This window comes from Rhodococcus sp. 114MFTsu3.1 (genome assembly GCF_000383555.1).
In the GTDB taxonomy this organism is placed as follows: Bacteria; Actinomycetota; Actinomycetes; order Mycobacteriales; family Mycobacteriaceae; genus Rhodococcoides; species Rhodococcoides fascians_E.
On record NZ_KB911548.1, the window covers coordinates 293,061 to 310,032 of the forward strand.

General features: G+C 65.8%; 14 protein-coding genes. 4 read left to right on the forward strand and 10 right to left on the reverse strand.

The features are described from left to right. Window positions 1–121: 121 nt before the first annotated feature. The 5 genes from H292_RS0111760 to H292_RS0111780 all read right to left on the reverse strand — a co-directional run bounded on the left by H292_RS0111760 (window position 122) and on the right by H292_RS0111780 (window position 6,941). A complete protein-coding gene (locus tag H292_RS0111760; protein ID WP_020111548.1) occupies window positions 122–1,774 on the reverse strand; it encodes an amino acid ABC transporter ATP-binding/permease protein in 1,653 nt (550 codons plus the stop codon). Next, the gene (gene cydD, locus H292_RS0111765; protein ID WP_020111549.1) at window positions 1,775–3,463 is read right to left on the reverse strand and encodes a thiol reductant ABC exporter subunit CydD; all 1,689 of its coding nucleotides are present in this window, start codon (window positions 3,461–3,463) and stop codon (window positions 1,775–1,777) included. After that, a complete protein-coding gene (cydB, locus tag H292_RS0111770; protein ID WP_020111550.1) occupies window positions 3,460–4,503 on the reverse strand; it encodes a cytochrome d ubiquinol oxidase subunit II in 1,044 nt (347 codons plus the stop codon). The genes cydD and cydB overlap by 4 nt, the downstream gene beginning before the upstream one ends. A gap of 12 nt (window positions 4,504–4,515) precedes the next feature. Beyond that, the gene (locus H292_RS0111775; RefSeq protein WP_020111551.1) at window positions 4,516–5,970 is read right to left on the reverse strand and encodes a cytochrome ubiquinol oxidase subunit I; all 1,455 of its coding nucleotides are present in this window, start codon (window positions 5,968–5,970) and stop codon (window positions 4,516–4,518) included. A gap of 92 nt (window positions 5,971–6,062) precedes the next feature. Next, complete coding sequence (locus H292_RS0111780; protein WP_019667364.1) at window positions 6,063–6,941, reverse strand: aminodeoxychorismate lyase; 879 nt, start codon at window positions 6,939–6,941, stop codon at window positions 6,063–6,065. Window positions 6,942–7,015: 74 nt separating this feature from the next. Between H292_RS0111780 and ygfZ the strand changes: the two genes are divergently transcribed. From ygfZ to H292_RS27880, 3 genes are all read left to right on the forward strand, one after another. Further along, the gene (ygfZ, locus tag H292_RS0111785; RefSeq protein WP_019667365.1) at window positions 7,016–8,146 is read left to right on the forward strand and encodes a CAF17-like 4Fe-4S cluster assembly/insertion protein YgfZ; all 1,131 of its coding nucleotides are present in this window, start codon (window positions 7,016–7,018) and stop codon (window positions 8,144–8,146) included. Next, window positions 8,143–8,784 (forward strand): MOSC domain-containing protein, encoded by a 642-nt coding sequence (locus H292_RS0111790; RefSeq protein ID WP_020111552.1) that lies wholly within the window; start codon window positions 8,143–8,145, stop codon window positions 8,782–8,784. Before ygfZ ends, H292_RS0111790 begins: the two co-directional genes overlap by 4 nt. Window positions 8,785–8,985: 201 nt before the next feature. Then, on the forward strand, window positions 8,986–9,201 hold the full coding sequence (locus H292_RS27880) for a DUF3073 domain-containing protein (protein WP_080732843.1): 216 nt from the start codon (window positions 8,986–8,988) through the stop codon (window positions 9,199–9,201). Window positions 9,202–9,271: 70 nt separating this feature from the next. Here H292_RS27880 and purM read toward each other — a convergent pair whose 3' ends face one another. After that, a complete protein-coding gene (gene purM, locus H292_RS0111795) occupies window positions 9,272–10,369 on the reverse strand; it encodes a phosphoribosylformylglycinamidine cyclo-ligase (protein ID WP_019667367.1) in 1,098 nt (365 codons plus the stop codon). A gap of 181 nt (window positions 10,370–10,550) precedes the next feature. Between purM and asnB the strand changes: the two genes are divergently transcribed. After that, window positions 10,551–12,368 (forward strand): asparagine synthase (glutamine-hydrolyzing), encoded by a 1,818-nt coding sequence (gene asnB, locus H292_RS0111800; protein WP_027498772.1) that lies wholly within the window; start codon window positions 10,551–10,553, stop codon window positions 12,366–12,368. Window positions 12,369–12,429: 61 nt separating this feature from the next. On the opposite strand, the gene purF is transcribed toward asnB, so the two are convergent. The 4 genes from purF to H292_RS0111820 all read right to left on the reverse strand — a co-directional run bounded on the left by purF (window position 12,430) and on the right by H292_RS0111820 (window position 16,969). Continuing rightward, a complete protein-coding gene (purF, locus tag H292_RS0111805) occupies window positions 12,430–13,995 on the reverse strand; it encodes an amidophosphoribosyltransferase (RefSeq protein ID WP_026348179.1) in 1,566 nt (521 codons plus the stop codon). 135 nt (window positions 13,996–14,130) lie between these two features. Further along, the gene (locus H292_RS0111810) at window positions 14,131–14,517 is read right to left on the reverse strand and encodes a sterol carrier family protein (RefSeq protein ID WP_019667370.1); all 387 of its coding nucleotides are present in this window, start codon (window positions 14,515–14,517) and stop codon (window positions 14,131–14,133) included. Between the two features lie 86 nt (window positions 14,518–14,603). Then, window positions 14,604–15,182, reverse strand: a complete 579-nt coding sequence (locus H292_RS0111815) for a CPBP family intramembrane glutamic endopeptidase (RefSeq protein WP_020111554.1) — start codon at window positions 15,180–15,182, stop codon at window positions 14,604–14,606. Then, the gene (locus H292_RS0111820; protein ID WP_020111555.1) at window positions 15,179–16,969 is read right to left on the reverse strand and encodes an alpha/beta hydrolase; all 1,791 of its coding nucleotides are present in this window, start codon (window positions 16,967–16,969) and stop codon (window positions 15,179–15,181) included. The genes H292_RS0111815 and H292_RS0111820 overlap by 4 nt, the downstream gene beginning before the upstream one ends. Window positions 16,970–16,972 lie beyond the last annotated feature (3 nt).

A 16,972-nucleotide genomic window follows, 5' to 3' on the forward strand; every position in this document is an offset into this window, starting at 1 on the left:
AGGTCTCGGTCGGACGGACCGAGAGCTCGGGGGCCGGGTAGCTGCCGTGGATTCGCTCGCCGCTCGCGCGGTAAAAGAATCCGTCAGCGGTAGCGGCTAGCTGGCAGCCACCTCACGCGTCCTAGAGTTCTTCAACTTCAGACCACCTCCTCTCTCGTGTACTCGACAACGTACGCCCGGATTTCGAGGCTCGCAAAGGGTTTTTTCGAAGTTCGGCCGACAGCGAACGCCCGAGATCCACGACCTGGTCCGCACGGGTGTCCGGCGGCAGCTGGTGAGTGACGAGAACAACCGTTCTGTCCTCGTCGACGAGGCCGCCGTCGCGATCGAGCAACCGCCGGATCAAGTCGGAACCGGACACGTCGTCGAGATGTTCGGTCGGCTCGTCGAGCAGCAGTACCGGCGCGTCCGACAGCAGGGCGCGTGCCAGCAGTAGGCGTCGACGCTGACCGCCGGACAGAGAGGCAGCACCGGCGACGAGAGTGGTGTCGACGCCGTCCGGGAGCTGGTCCAGCCAATCCCCCAAGCCGACCTTCGTCAGCGCCGCTCGTGCCTGGTCGGCGTCGACGTCGCCTCGGACGACCCGAAGATTCTCGAGTATCGACGTCTCGAACACGTGGGCGTCCTCGGCGAAGAACCGTGCGCCCGGCAGTTCTGCATCCCCCAGTCCACCGTCCGACGGCACGAGCCCTGCCAGTTCCATGAGCAGTGTCGTCTTGCCCACGCCGCTCGGCCCGACGACGGCGATTCTGGCGGCGTCGTGCGGTCCCTGAAGCGCCGCGCCTGTGCCCACCCGCCGAGGCTCGGGCGCGTCGGCGTCGTCCAACAGCGCCGTGATGCGCGACGCGGACAGACGCGCGCGCGTCAGAGTCACCGCTGCGGCGGGCAGGACCGATGTCGCTTCGAATGCCGCCAGTGGAACCAGCACGATGATGGCCAGGGCCATGGGCGACAGGGCGCTACCGGTGCTGCCGTACAGCGAGATTCCGACGAGCAACGATCCGAGCACGGATGCGCCGATGGACAGTGGGAGAGCCGCGTCGGCGAAGGCGGTGGGCATCGAAACGCGGTCGCGGGCGGTCACCGCGGCCCGGTTGGCGGCGGAGGCGTCGGCGAGGGTTCGTGTCAGCGTGCCCGCGACTCGCAATTCCGGTGCGTGGTCGAGCGCGCGTACCGCGATGAGGGTGAATTCGGTTCGTGCGGCGACGCCTTCGGTTTCGGTGATCAGGGCTGCGCGTGCGGCCAGGATCGGTGCGACGACCCCGGCGAGCAGTAACGCGAGAAACAGGATCAGCGCCGCGCTCGGCGAGATCAGTGCAATCAGCACGGTTGCGCTGATCATCAGTATCGCGGACACGCAGATCGGAACGACGGCGCGTACGACGACGTCGCCCATTGCGTCGATGTCGGCGCCTACCCGTGCCATCAGGTCGCCGCGGCGTAGGTCCAGAGTTGCGCGAGCATTGCCGTCGGCGAGTCGCTCGTACAGCCTGGTGCGTGCCGATGTCATTCCGCGGAGGGCGGTGTCGTGGGTGGCGAGGCGTTCGAGGTAGCGGAAGACGCCACGGGAGATGCCGAGGGCTCGCACGGCGACGACGGCGACGGTCAGGTCGAGCACCGGCGGCATCTGCCATGCTCGCGTGATCAGCCAGGCGGAGACGGCGGCGAGCGTCAGAGCGCTGCCCAGCGTCGCGACGCCGGCAGCCACGCTCGTCGCCACTCTCGCGGGCCGCAGTTCGAACAGCGCGAGTGCTCGTCGGAGATCGGTGTACATCTACGCGGCCCTCACGTTCACCACGACGTCGGCCCACGCCAGAACCGACGGCCGGTGCCCGACGACTATCACGGTCTTTCCCTGGTCGGCGATCTCGCGCAGGGCGGTGAGGACGCGTGCCTCGGCTGCGTCGTCGAGATGCGCGGTCGGTTCGTCGAGCAGCAGGACGGGTTTGTCGGTGGACAGGACCCGGGTCAGGGCGAGCCTCTGCACTTGGCCGAGGGACAGGCCGACGCCGCCGGTGCCCACTCTCGTCTCCCATCCGTCGGGTAGTTCGGCGAGGACTCGGTCGAAACCGACTGCGGCAGCGGTGTCGCCGAGCAGATCGATGGTGCTGCCGGTGAATTCCAGGTTTTCCCGCAGGGTTCCCGGTACCAGTACGGGCCGTTGCGGCAGCCAGGCGATCTGATCCCACCACGATCGCAGGTCGAGGCTGCGGGCGTCCACGTCGCCGACGACCACTCGGCCCTCGCACGGTTCGGTGAGCCCGAGCAGGATGTTCAGCGCCGTCGATTTCCCTGCACCGTTGGGTCCGGCGAGCACGGTGACGGTCCCGGGCGCGATGTCGGCCGAAAGTTCGTACGGTGCAACGGTTCCCTCGGATTCCCGTTGCCGAGTCTGTCCGCGGGCTACGCTCCTCGCGGACACCGATTCGAATCGGATTCCGGTTCCTGCGGCGTCGACGACGGCCGTTCCGGATGCGGTCGGTGCCCGTCGGTCCAGGATCGCGAATGCTCTGTCGGCGGCGGCAACTCCGTCTTCCGCGGCATGGAACTGGGCTCCGACGCGACGCAACGGCACGTACACCTCCGGTGCGAGTACGAGTGCGATGATGCCTGCCTCCAACGCCATGTCGCCGAACACGAGTCGCAGTCCGATACTGACGGCGACGAGGGCAACGCACAGCGTCGCAAGCAATTCCAACACCATCGAGGACAGGAACGCGATCTTCAGTGCCCGCATCGTCGCTCGGCGGTGCGCGTCGCCGAGCGCCTGGACTCTCGCCGCCGGGCCACGCTCGCGGCCCAGTGCGCGCAGCGTCGGAAGGCCGGCGACGAGATCGAGCAGTTGCGCGGACAATCTCGTCATCGATTCGAGCGTCTTCTCCGCGCGCCCCTTGGTCAGCAATCCGATCAGGATCATGAAGATCGGGATCAGCGGGAGAGTGAAGAAGATGATCAGAGCCGACGTGAGATCCTCGGTGAGGATGACCACGAGCGTGATGGGGGTGAGTGTCGCGGCCAGCACGAGCGACGGCACGTATCCGGTCAGGTACGGCGCGAGGCCGCCGAGTGCGCGCGTCACCACGATCGCGATCGACTCGCGTTCGGAGTCCAGGTCCCGGGGATCCATGTGCGACGCCGCATCGAGGACTTCGTTCTCGATCTCCTCCACGACTCGTGACGCGGCACGGTGGCCGTACCGCGCTTGCAACCACGCCGCGAGGGTGCGAACGACGATGGCGCCCAGGAGAATCCACAGCTGCGCTGCCCAGTCGGACATCTCGCGGGCGTCGGAGGTGATGACGCCCGCGAGGACAGTGCCGAGCATCACCGCGGACACCACGACGGCCGCGGTGTCGATCAGGGCGAGTACGACGATGAGGACGAGGTACCGACGTGCGGATCGCGAGTAGCGCCACAGCCGTGGGTCCACCGGTCCGCGGCCGGCCGTGACAGTCGTACTCACTTGGAACGACCGAGCGACAATCCGATCGAATCAGGAATGTGAGCGGTGGAAATGCGCTTGCGGAACACCCAGTACGTCCAGGCCTGGTAGCCGATCACGACGGGCGCCATGAACGCTGCTGCCCAGGTCATCACCTTCAGCGTGTACGGACTCGACGACGCGTTCTCGACGGTGAGACTGAAGGCGGGATCCGTCGTCGACGGCATGACGTCGGGGAACAGTGACCCGAACAGCAGCACGACGACGGCGATGACGGCCACCGTGGTGAACACGAACGCCCACCCTTCGCGGACCTTGGCCGTCAGCGCGACCACCGCGATCAACGATGCCGCGGCGACGCCGACGAGAATCCACGTCCACGTCGTGCCGTGGGCAAGTTGGGTCCACAGGGCGAATCCGCCGCCGACGATCAGAGCTGGGATCGACAGCCGCACAGCCATTCTCACCGCATCCTCGTGGACGTCGCCGGAGGTCTTGAGCGCAATGAAGACCGCTCCGTGGAGCGCGAAGACCAGTGCCATCGTCGCGCCGCCGAGCAGCGCGTACGGACCGAGCAGGTCGAGAAGCCCGGCTGTGACCTTCTTGTTCTCGTCGATCGCCACCCCGCTGACGATATTGGCGAACGCCACTCCCCACAACACTGCTGGCACCCACGATCCGATACCGATACCCAGGTCGCACCGCCGACGCCACACCGGATCGTCGATCTTGCCGCGGTACTCGATGGCGCAGATCCGCAGGATCAACGCGACGAGAATCAGCAGCAACGGGAGGTAGAAGCCGGCGAAGAGCGTGGCGTACCACTCAGGGAAGGCCGCGAACAACGCCCCGCCCGCCGTGATGAGCCATACCTCGTTGCCGTCCCAGACCGGCCCGATCGTGTTGAGAACAGCCCTGCGCCTCTTCTCCCCCACCTCTGTATCGGCGTGACGGCCGAGGAAAGGCATGAGCATTCCGACGCCGAAGTCGAAGCCTTCGAGGACGAAGTATCCGATGAACAGGACCGCTATCGCGATGAACCAGAATTCTTGAAGTCCCATGGTCGTCTTCCTCTAGTACGCGAACGAGAGTTGTTCGGAATCGACGTCCTCGTGGGGGTGCTCGTCGTGTTCGAGCGGTCCTTCGATCACGTAGCGCCTGATCAGGAAGAACCAGACACATCCGAGGGCGGCGTAGAGCAGTGTGAAGGTCACGAGCGAGGCGACGACCAGACCCACCGGGTGGTCGGACACGCCTTGGTCCACGGTCAACCGAATCTGGTCGATTCCGTTCAAATTCGGTGCCACCACCCACGGTTGGCGCCCCATCTCGGTGAAGATCCAACCGGCACTGTTGGCGAGGAACGGCGTCGGAATCGCGGCGAGGCTGAGCCACGAGAACCATTTCTGGTCCGGCACCCTTCCGCCGCGAGTGACCCACAGGCCGGCGAGGGCAAGCAGTGCCGATCCGGCGGCGAGGCCGATCATCATTCGGAATGCCCAGTAGGTGACGAACAGGTTGGGCTTGTAGTTACCCGGTCCGAACTGCTGCTCGTACTGTTCCTGCAGTTGGTTGACCCCTTGGACCGTTGCGCCGAAGTCGTTCTCGGCGAGGAAGGACGTCAGTCCGGGGATGGAGATCAGGTGTTCCACCGACTCGCAGTTGTTGTGGGTTCCGACGGTGAGAAGCGAGAACGATGCACCGGTCTCCGTATCGCACAACGATTCTGCCGACGCCATCTTCATGGGCTGCTGCTCGAACATCAGCTTGCCCTGGATGTCTCCGGTGATCGCGAGTGCGCCGCCCGCGACGATCATGACGACGAAGGACAGCCGAGCCGCAGGACGGAACATGCTGCGCGAGTTGTCGCTTCGCCCCTCGCCCGTCGATGTGCCGCGTGCCTCACGCACCATCCACCAGCCCGAGATGCCTGCCACGAAGGTCGCAGCCGTCAGGAACGCGCCTGCGACAGCGTGTGGGAATGCCGCGAGTGCGGTGCTGTTGGTCATCAACTCCCAGATGCTCGTCAATTCGGCACGACCGGTCTCGGGGTTGAAGCGTGCGCCGACGGGATGCTGCATCCAGGAGTTGGCGGCGATGATGAAGTAGGCCGATGCGTTCACGCCGATCGCGACGAGCCAGATGGTGGCCAGGTGAACGAGTTTCGGCAGTCGGTTCCAGCCGAAGATCCACAGGCCGAGGAACGTCGATTCGAGGAAGAATGCGACGAGCCCTTCGAGCGCGAGGGGTGCTCCGAAGACGTCGCCGACGAACCGCGAGTACTCGCTCCAGTTCATTCCGAATTGGAACTCCTGAACGATTCCGGTGGCGACGCCGAGGGCGAAGTTGATGAGGAAGAGCTTGCCGAAGAACTTGGTGAGGCGGTACCAGGAGTCCTTCCCGGTGATGACCCACATGGTCTGCATCGCCGCGATGATCGGTGCAAGACCGATCGTGAGCGGCACCAGGATGAAGTGGTAGACGGTGGTGATTCCGAACTGCCACCTCGAGACGTCCAAGGCGTCCATGGCTACTCCGAACTCTCGGCCCGCGGGGAAGATACCGCTGCTTACGGGCGTGCCCCAGCGAGTTCGAGAGTACTACTACGCGTAGTAGTAGCTCAAGCGTCGGCGGCGGAGTCTCCGATCGATTCGACCGCCAGATCGACCATGGAACGCACGTCCTCGGCGATGGCCGGGACCGGAAGTTCGACGCCGTTGAGCGTCGTCACGCGGGCGGCGAGGGTGATGCTCGAGATCAACCAAACACCATCTGCTGCAACGAGATCGGCAGGATACACGTTCGCACGCTCGCAGGTGTACCCCTTGCTCGACGCGACCTGGAACAGTGCGTCGACCGTGGTTCCCGCGAGAATGCCCTGCTCCACCGGGGGTGTGACGAGAGTCTTACCGCGTGCGAGCACCACGGTGGACCGCGGACCCTCCAGCACTCGCCCTTCGCTGCTGGTGAAGATGACGTCGTCGGCTCCGAGACGCGCCGCGTGCCGTAGTGCTGCCATGTTGGTCGCGTAGGACAGCGTCTTGGCGCCGAGCAATCCCCACGGCGCAGACGCCGCGTAATCGACCGAGTAACCGCGGTTCAACGTGACCACCGAGACACCGTCGTCCCGCGCTTTCGTCACCCGTTCGTTCAGCGGCCCCACCGTCGCATAGCCCGTCGGTTCCCCTCCGCTCTCGCGACCGCGGCTGAGCACGAGCCGCAACGCACCCTCCGCGTCGGACGTCCGGGTCCATTCGTCCACTGCGAGGCCGACGACGAGACGCCACGAATCCAGGTCCGGTGTCGGCAGGTCGAGGGCAGCGGCCGACGCCGTCAAGCGGGCCAGGTGAAGTTCGACACCGCACGGCGCTCCGCCGCGTACCAGGAGCGTCTCGAACACCCCGTCTCCGCGTACGGCCGCGAGATCGTCCGCATGCAGCAGCGGAGCGTCCGCGTCGTGAACCTGCCCGTCCAAGGTGACTACTACGCGATCCGACATGAACGCAGCCTACGTGGGCCCTGATGTCCGTTTTCACGTCCCGCGACGACCCGCTGTCACCGTGTCGACCTACTATGGAGGACGTGTCGGATACTGCTGTGATCGCACCGAGCCCACTTCTGACTTTCCCCGACGCCGTGCCGTCCCCGGAGAACACGCCGGACAGTGCCGTCGCGTGGCATTACGGAAACCCGTTCGGCGAACAACGGGACGCGGTGTCGAACGCTGCGGTGATCGACCGATCCCATCGCTTCGTGATCGCGATCAGCGGTGAAGAGCGGCTGACCTGGCTCAACACCATCTCCAGCCAGCTCGTGTCGAATCTGCCCGACGGGCACTCCGCGGAGAACCTCTCGCTCGACGTCAACGGGCGCGTCGAGCACCATTTCGTGCAGACCGATCTGGACGGTGTCACGTGGATCGACACCGAAGCCGCGCACGGCCCGGACCTGTTGTCGTTCCTGAAGAAGATGGTGTTCTGGTCCAAGGCGGAACCCCGTGAAGGCAGCGAACTCGCCGTGCTGAGCCTGCTGGGCGCCGAAGCCGAGGCTGTTCTGCCCGCCGTCGGCGCGCCGGTGCCCGCGGAGGTCTACGACGCCGCCCCGCTCACCGGTGGCGGTTTCGTACGCCGCATGCCGTGGCCGGGCCGCAACGCCTTCGACCTGCTGGTTCCCCGGGCCGCGTTGGCCGAGTGGTTCTCCAGGCTGCGCGACGCCGGCGCCTCTCCCGCCGGAACGTGGACGTACGAGGCCCTGCGCGTGGAGTCGATCCGGCCTCGAGTCGGCGTGGACACCGACGAGAAGACCATCCCGCACGAGGTGCGGTGGATCGGCGGTGTGACCGAACTCGGGGCAGTTCACCTCGAGAAGGGCTGCTACCGAGGACAGGAGACGGTGGCTCGGGTGCACAACCTGGGGCGGCCGCCTCGCCACCTCGTCCTGCTTCATCTCGACGGTTCCGCGGACGGCCGGCCTGCCACCGGGGATGCGGTGACCGCGGGTGGTCGCACGATCGGTCGCCTCGGCACCGTCGTCGATCACTTCGAACTCGGTCCGGTTGCGCTCGCGTTGGTCAAGCGCACCGTTCCTGCGGGGACCGAGCTCACCGCCGGTCCGTGTGCGGCCTCCATCGACCCGGATTCGATTCCCGACTACGACGACGTCCAGGCCGGCCGCGCCGCCGTCGACCGACTTCGCGGGCGATGATCGCTGGGCAGGTCGACGCGGTGTGCGTCGTGCACGCGGACGTTCCGGTGGGCCGTCGAGGCGTCGTGGACAGCGCCATCGACAAGCGGCCGGTCGATCACCCGGTGCTCGTGCACGCCGACGGGGTGACCGGTGACTACAGCCTGGACACCAAGTTCCACGGCGGCGGCGATCAGGCCGTCTACGCCTACGACTCGGCGGAGGCCGATCGGTGGGCTGCAGACCTGGGCCGGGAGATTCCGCCCGGCTGGTTCGGCGAGAACCTGCGGACGTCCGGGATCGCGGTCACGGACGCCGTCGTCGGTTCGCGGTGGCGTCTCGGTGAGGTGGTTCTCGAGGTGACCATCGCGCGCAAGCCGTGCTCGACGTTCGCTCGGTGGGTGGGCGAGCCCAACTGGGTCAAACGGTTCACCGAGCGTGGCGACGTCGGGGCCTATCTGCGGGTGATCACGCCGGGCGCTCTCGAAGGCGGTGTCGGCATCTCGGTGGAGGATGTGCCGTCGCACGGAGTGACCGTTCGAGACCTGTTTCTCGGCCGAAACCCCGAGGGTCTGACGGAGCTTCTCGGTCGCGGCGATCTGCCGGTCAAGGTGGAACGGGACGCCAAGCTCGCGCTCCGAAAACATACCCAATCGTGATTCTTACCGAGACTCAGCACATTTTCGCAGGTTGTGGGCACTGCCTGCGCCGCTGAGATGAAGCAAACAGGCCGGACACGTACTCCGTATGAGCATCCGAGCGATTCGCGCGCTAGAGTGTGTGCCAGGAAGAAATACCAAATCTAACGGGGCGCCCAAATTTCCCCAGGCCGCCCCGCAAGTCCGCGAGGGGGCAACGCCATGGGCCGAGGCAGGGCTAAGGCAAAGCAGACAAAGGTCGCTCGTGAGCTGAAGTACAGCTCGCCGACAACGGACTTGGAGAGTCTGCAAAGAGAGCTCTCCGGTCATTCGTCCAACTCCCACCGTGGCGGTATCACCTCGGGCGGCATTTCCTCTTCGGACGCGGACGGCTATTCCCGCGCCGAAGAAGACGAATACGAGGACTGGCGACGCTGACAGCGAGTTGACAACGAAGTGAGGGGGAGCCGCACGGCGGCTCCCCCTCATTGTCGTTCGTGCTGATCGCTCAGAAGCGTGGGTGGTTACCCAGCAGAAGCGCTCGCTCGGTCGCGGACTTGTCGCTCGACTTCTTGACCGTTCCCAGAGTCCAGCAGTCGATGTGACGCGCCGTCAACACGGCCAGTGCACGGTCGACGTCCTCGGGTGCGACGATGGCGACCATGCCGACGCCCATGTTGAACGTCTGCTCCATCTCGGCGCGCTCGACGCGGCCACGCTGGGCGATCAGCGAGAACACCGGCGCTGGGCTCCACGTCGTACGGTCGAGTTCTGCGACGAGGCCTGCAGGCATCACACGTCCGAGATTGTTGGCAAGCCCGCCGCCGGTGACGTGGCAGAACGTGCGCACGTCGGTTTCCGCGGCGAGTGCAAGGCAGTCCTTGGCGTAGATCTTCGTCGGCTCGAGCAATTCTTCGCCCAGGGTGCGGCCGAACTCCTCGACGTGCCCGCCGAGGTCCATGTGGTTGATCTCGAGCAGAACCTTGCGCGCCAGGGAGTATCCGTTGGAGTGCAGTCCCGACGAGCCCATCGCGATCACGACGTCACCGGGACGCACACGGTCCGGTCCGAGGACTGCATCGGCCTCGACGACGCCCACGCCGGTGGCGGAGAGGTCGTAGTCCCCGTCGGCCATGAGCCCGGGGTGCTCGGCCGTCTCGCCGCCGAGGAGCGCGCAGCCGGCGATGACGCAGCCCTCTGCGATGCCCTTGACGAGTTCTGCGACCATCTCGGGGACGACGCGCCCCACGGCGATGTAGTCCTGCAGGAACAGCGGTTCGGCTCCGCACACGACGAGGTCGTCGACGACCATCGCGACGAGATCGAGCCCGAGGGTGTCGTGTTTGCCGAGCGCCTGCGCGACGGCGATCTTGGTGCCGACGCCGTCGGTGGACGCAGCGAGAATCGGTTCGCGGTAGTCACCCTTGAGAGCGAAGAGGCCGGCGAATCCGCCCAGGCCACCCATGACCTCGGGACGCGATGCCTTCTTCGCCAGCGGCGCGAACAGCTCGACGGCCCGGTCACCCGCGGCGATGTCGACGCCGGCCGCAGCGTAGGAAGCACCACCCGAGGAGGTTGCGCTCTGTGGTCGGGTTTCCTCGGTCATGCGGCTCCAGCCTTGTACTCGTGATCGTTGCACACCAAATGCGCGCAATTGCGCTCTAACGGTACCGGAGTCCGATCCGTCGATGCAGGATGCCGTGGATGTAGCCGAGACTATTTAGTTCGCGTAACGTTCTTGTTGCGTCGATGTGCCGGTCGGGGGACTTCGGACCAGGAGGCAACATATGTGCGGAATCACGGGATGGGTGTCCTACGGGCGGGATCTACGTGGCGAAGATCGAACGCTGCGAGCCATGACCGACACCATGACCCGACGAGGACCCGATGACGAGGGACTGTGGACGTCCGAGCACGCAGCCCTCGGACATCGTCGCCTCGCCATCATCGATCTACCCGGTGGCCATCAGCCGATGATCCACCGCAGGCCCGACGGCACCGAAGCCGTCATCGTCTACAGCGGCGAGACCTACAACTTCCGCGAGCTCCGCGGAGTGATCGGCGGCGACTTCCGAACCAGCAGTGATACCGAGGTGGTTCTTCGCGCCCACGAGAAGTGGGGCGAGAACGCCGTCCCACAACTCAACGGCATGTTCGCGTACGCACTGTGGGACACCGCAACCGAGGAACTCCTCCTCGTCCGCGACCGCCTGGGCGTCAAGCCCCTCTACTACCTCGAAACCGAGGACGGAGTCCTGTTCGGCTCCGAACCGAAAGCGATACTTGCCAATTCACTGGCCTCCAAGAACGTCGGTATCGACGGTCTGCGTCGACTCCTCGGTTTCGTCGCCGATCCGTCGAACGCGGTGTTCGACGGCATGAAGGAAGTTCCGCCCGGTCACGTCGTTCGAGTGACCGCGTACGGTGCGCACGAAGTGAAGTACTGGGGCCTCGACGATCATGAGCACACCCATGACCTCGACACCACGATCCGCACGGTTCGAGAGCTGCTGGACGACACTGCATCTCGCCAGCTCATCGCCGACGTTCCTCTGTGCACACTCCTGTCGGGAGGGCTCGACTCGTCGGCGTTGACCGCACTCGCGGCCGGCCGGCTCGCCGCCGAGGGCACAGGACCTGTGCGGTCGTTCGCCGTCGACTTCGTGGGGTACGCGGACAACTTCGTCGCCGACGGTCTCCGCGACGCGCCCGACACGAAGTTCGTGCAGGACGTGGCGCAGCACGTGGCGTCGGACCACCGGGACATCGTGCTGAGCAACGACGACCTGCTCGATCCGGTTCACCGGGCGGCCGTGCTGGCCGCACGGGACTACCCGGGACTCGGCGACATGGACACCTCGCTGTATCTGCTGTTCAAGGCCGTACGCGAGCAATCGACGGTGGCGCTGTCCGGCGAGTCCGCGGACGAGGTGTTCGGCGGGTACGCCGATTTCCACGACCCGAACGTGGTTGCCGCCGATACGTTCCCATGGCTGGCCGGGTCGATGGCGCAGGGCAGGGACACGACGTCGCCGTTCTCGCTCGATCTGCAACGTCAGCTCGACATGGAGGGGTACTACGAGAATGAGTATCGGCGGGCGCTGGCGGAAGTTCCGAGACGACCCGGTGACGAGGGCCTGGAAGCCCGGATGCGCGAGATCTCCTACCTCTACCTGACTCGCTTCCTTCCGTTGCTGCTCGAGCGCAAGGACAGGATGAGCATGGCCGTGGGGCTGGAGGTTCGGGTGCCGTTCTGCGATCACCGCCTGGTGCAGTACGTGTTCGGTACACCCTGGGCGTTCAAGACCTTCGACGGCCGCGAGAAGAGCCTTCTGCGTGCCGCGACGGCGGATCTACTGCCGCAGTCGGTCGTGCAGCGTGTGAAGAGCCCGTACCCGAGCACCCAGGATCCGCAGTACTCGAAGACGATCCTGCAGGAGCTCGGCGCCGTTCTGGACGATTCCAACGCACCGATCTCGGCCCTGCTGGACCGAACCGGCGTCGAGAAGATCCTGGGCGCTCAGAACGATCCGCACGCCCGGCATGCCGCGGAGCGGGTAGTCGGCATCAACTCCTGGCTGGCCGATCACACCATCAGTCTGTAGCGGCTCCGCCGCATGTGAGTGGGAAATGTAGGCCAGGGCCTACATTTCCGCTCACAGCGGATCACGGCCTGCTGAGCGCACTCACGTTGGCGTTGGTGGATTCCGACGCCTGTCCGGCGGCGGTGGCGAGCATGCCTTCGAGGACGTGCTTGCCCAGTGCGTTGTCGGCGGGAAGCTCGATGGGGTACTTACCCGTGAAACATGCGGTGCACAGCCGAGATTCGGGCTGCTCCGACGCCGCGATCATGCCTTCGGTGGAGATGTAACCGAGGGAGTCGGCACCGATGGCTTGACGGACCCCTTCGAGGATTCCGTCCTCGGAGTCGACGCCGTTGGCGATCAACTCGGCGGGAGACGCGAAGTCGATACCGTAGAAGCATGGCCAGCGGACGGGCGGCGACGCGATCCGTACGTGGATCTCGAGCGCACCGGCTTCCCGCAGCATCCTGATCAGGGCGCGCTGAGTATTGCCGCGCACGATCGAATCGTCCACGACCACGAGCCTTTTGCCCCGAATGACCTCTTTGAGGGGGTTGAGCTTGAGGCGGATTCCGAGTTGCCGGATGGTCTGCGACGGCTGGATGAACGTACGTCCCACGTAGGCGTTCTTCATCAGTCCCTGGCCGTACGGAATTCCGGAGCCCTGCGCGAATCCGACGGCAGCGGGCGTTCCCGACTCGGGAACCGGAATCACCAGGTCACCCTCGGCGGGGTGCTCCTCGGCGAGCCGACGACCGATCTCGACGCGAGTGGAGTGCACCGAACGGCCACCGATGACGGAGTCCGGGCGCGCGAGGTAGACGTATTCGAACACGCAGCCCTTGGGTTCCGGCGCCGCGAACCGCGAGGAGCGAACACCGTCGGCGTCGATGGCCAGGAGTTCGCCCGGCTCGATGTCACGCACGAATGCGGCTCCGACGATGTCGAGCGCTGCGGTCTCGCTGGCGACGACCCATCCTCGGTCCAGGCGTCCGAGGGACAGCGGACGGATTCCGTGGGGATCACGCGCGGCGTACAGCGTGTGCTCGTCCATGAAGGTGAGGCAGAATGCGCCCTTCAGAGTGGGAAGCAGTTCCATCGCAGCTTGCTCGATGGTGCGGTCTGCGGCCTTGTGCGCCAGCAGTGCGGTGACGACATCGGAATCCGACGTGCCGTTGCCCTGCAACCGGTCGCTGATCAGGCCCTCTTCGCGGGCTCGCGTCGCCAGTTCGGCGAAGTTGACGAGGTTGCCGTTGTGGCCGAGGGCGATACCCGTACCGGCCGTCGTGGTCCGGAAGATCGGCTGCGCATTTTCCCACGTCACCGAGCCGCTGGTGGAGTAGCGGCAGTGTCCGATGGCGACGTGCCCCGGCATGGCGCCGAGGGTCTGCTCGTCGAACACCTGGCTGACCAGGCCGAGATCTTTGAACACCAGGACCTGGGAACCGTCGGAGACGGCGATGCCGGCAGCTTCCTGGCCTCTGTGCTGCAGTGCGTACAGGCCGTAATAGGAGAGCTTGGCTACATCCTCCCCCGGGGCCCACACTCCGAATACGCCGCATTCTTCCCGAGGTTCGTTCTCGGGTTCGTCTACAGGCTTGCCTACCAGAAGATTTGGACTGTCGACCGAGATATCGGCAGAGGTCACAACACTGCTCCCTTGGGGGACGGGGCGGGGGGCATGCACCAGTCTACGGGCACACAGGCCATGGCAACGCATCGTGGGCGAGTGACATTCCCCGGTTGTCTGTTTTGCGGTAACCGGCTGTCCACTCGGCCCACGTCAGGCACGCAGGATCGGTAACCAATGTCCGACTTCGCTCGCCCTGCTGCCCGACGCCGTGATCGAACCGTCGTTCAGCGCGTCGTCGAACGCTCGGACTCCGGTCGCGACCTCCAGCCACGTGCGCGGATCGGTCTCGACCACATTGGGAGGTGTGCCCCTGGTGTGCCGCGGGCCGACGATGCACTGCACCGCGACGAACGGCGGAACCCGAACCTCGACGCTGGATCCCGGTGCGACCTGGGCGAGCGTGCGGGCAGTCGTGCGGACGGCGTCGGCGACGGCCGCGCGCGGCGGCTTGTCGAGGGAGGCGTCGCGCACCCAGTCGGCGACGGCCAGAACGGCGGTTCGAACCTGCTCGGGGGTGACCGTCTTACTCGGAGCCATGCCGATCAGCCTATTCGGGTCGTTCCTGCAGGCTCCACTCCCGGCTCAGGACGCGGTCCCCAGCGCACAGAAGTCCGCCCGGCAGGTCACATCCGGCCCTGCGAGGTCGAATTGTGTGCAGCCAGGACCGCTCCGGAGGCGTTCACCCCGAAGTGAAGAAGCATCGGCGCGAGAACACCGCCGCGGCGTCGGAGCCACGAGAACAACAGACCTGCCAGATAGGTGCCCGCTACCGTTCCGAGAACGGAATCGCCGGCAGCACGGGCGGGATGGATGTGCCAGAGGCCGAAGAACACCGGCGACAGCGACGGGGACACGTCGTCGAACACGGCTCTGAACACCAGCTCTTCGGTGACGACGGTTCCGATCGGGATCCGAAACAACACCCACTCGGCGAGGTTGTCGTCCGACGGTCGAACTCGGGTGGCCAGCGCGGGTACGGATGCGATCACGACCGAACCCAGGGCGGGTACCGCCGCCGCACCGAGCCCCCACTTCAGACCGCTTCGCCATTTGCTCAACCCGAGCGGGGCCCGTGTCACTGCGGCCAGCGAAATCCCGAACGCTGCGTTCACCACCGTGCGCGGTCGGTCAGGCAAGTTCAGCGCAGGTACGACGGCCGTACTCCATGCCGTCGTGACCGCGCCCAGAGCGAGACCTTTCACTTCTCGGGGCCGTCGCGACCTGCGTATTCGTCCATCACGGCGCGCACTTTCTCGGTGTCCTCCGCAGTCCATCCTGCGGGCGCCGCAACGGCGACCCAGCCGTCGAGAACGAGGGTCCCGTAGTTGTGACCGTGACCGTCGGGCACGCCCGCGGCGTTGGTCAGATCGGCTGCGACTTGCCAGAAGGTGACGATCGGGAACCAGCGCATGTCGGGCAGACGGTCGGGGCCAGGAGCTTCCGACAGCCAGTCGGGGCGCTCGAACAGCAGGTCGGGCGACCACCAGACGACCGGGTCGGACGCGTGCTGCACGTAGAGGATGCGGGGACTGAGCCACGGCTGACCCTCGGGCGGGATCCCGGACGAGTTGTCGGCGAAACGGACGACGAGACCATCGGCGTAGACGGGCCGTACTTCGGGGCTACCCGGGTCGCGGCGGTTCTTGAACTGGGACCACAGCCGGTTCGCGTTCGGCGGCCCGACCCACAGGACGCCGTCGACGCTGTCCCGGATCTCGGCGAGACCGTCGAAGGCACCTTCACCGGACTGCGTTCCGAGGCTTTCGCCGTAGACGTACAGCTTGGGCCTGGTGGCCTCCGGTTCCTGTAGCCAGCGCTCGTGGACCTTGTCGATCAACGCCTTACCCGCCTCGGCCGCTTTGTCGCGTTCGGCGAGGAACGAGATCCAACTGGGTAGGTAGGAGTACTGCGCGGCGACGGTGGCGACGTCGCCGCCGAACATCAGTTCCTCGGCTTCGATCGCGGTGGGGTTGACCCATCCGGTTCCCGTGGTCGGGACGACGACCAGGGCCTGACGCTCGAAGGCTCCGGTGCGTTCGAGTTCCTGTACGACGATGTCGAGCCGCTCGTCCTGTGTCTCGGCGGTCTCCAACCCGGCGTAGGCGCGGATCGGTTCCAGCGCAGGCTGTCCGAGGCCGTCGGAGATCTCCTGTGCGCTCAGTCCGCTGGAGACGAAGTTGCGTCCTTCGAATCCGAGGGTGTCCCAGGGCGCGAGAGATTGTGGGCTGCCGGATCGCTCGGGTTCGGTGGGTTGTTCTGCGCCTTCGCGAGTTTCGTTGTTCTGCAGGCTGAAGATCGAATTGGTGACGTCGGAGACTGCCCGCAGCAGAACACCTTGGACGAGCGCGATGACCAGAACGACGATGAGGACGACCCCGATGACGTTCGCGACCTCACGGGGCATCTTGACGACCTTGTTGAGCTGGCGCGCGACGAAGCGAACCAGGTCACGCAGCACACGCATGCCCGAGATGAACAGCGCGGCGACGCCGATGCTCAACGCACCGGTGCGGAAGTAGCCGGTGGTGGTCGTTCCCTCGGCGTCCATCAACGCGGCAAGTTCGCGCTGCCATCCGGCGGACAGGTACAGCATGTACAGCGATGCGAGGATCGCGAGCGGCGGGATGGCGAACTTGACGTAGAGCTCGACCCGACGCGGCAGGGGCCACCACGTCTTCCGGTCGAGGTACCACCTCCGAGCCGCCCAGCCGACGGCCACGCCGAAGCCGTAACCGATGGCCGCGTTGATTCCGCCGATCAGTCCCTGGAACAACCAGTCACGCGGCAGCAGCGACGGTGTCAGCGACCAGCAGAAGAACAGCGCGCTGAAGACGATGCCCGTGAAATCGAGTTTCAGCAGCCCCCACGCCCACATGACGAGGGGATGCCGCTCGGGAGAAGGCACCGCGAACTCGATCGGCAGACGGTGATGCGTGTGTTCACGCTCGACCGTGTCGACGGCCCCTTCCGATGCCTCTCCCCCGCTCACTGC